Source organism: Bacillus sp. 05T31 (assembly GCF_056396725.1).
In genome coordinates this window covers 1-462 of record NZ_JBFTMA010001369.1, presented here as the reverse complement: position 1 = coordinate 462, position 462 = coordinate 1, and the positions used below count along the sequence as shown (strand labels likewise).

Here is a 462-nt window from a genome sequence, read left to right as displayed (position 1 = left end):
ATTGGGAGAGTAATGAAGACTTTGGTAAAAACAATTAAAATAAAAAATGAATTTACATCGAATCCAATTGAAATAAGAGAAGAGACAATAGTAGAAGATACAGTTCAGAATTTACCGTTTTTTAACGATGATATATACGAGTATGATAATTATATAAATGATATTATTAAAGGTTTTGAGAATGCATATAATTCAGTTTTAAAAAATAAAGAGGAATATATGCATATGTTGAAAAAAAGTGTTTCTAAATGGAATTATCGAAAAGTATATCGAAATACAAAAGTCTATACTCTTTTATTAGAGAGACTAAATGTTCCGGATTTATTAGAGAATAAATTAAAGACTATAAAGTATTTGCGGAATATTCTTGAAAAAAACATATACTTGGCTACTAGGAAAGATATTATTCAAAAAGAGATAGAGGCACTATTATCCTATGATGTTCCATATTTCTTTAATAAG

The 462-nt window shown here is 25.1% G+C and carries 1 protein-coding gene; it reads left to right on the top strand.

The genetic code is table 11. The features are described 5' to 3' along the window. On the top strand, positions 1-462 hold a 462-nt coding region (locus AC1DJR_RS33345; protein ID WP_477004606.1), incomplete at both ends, for a DUF4135 domain-containing protein.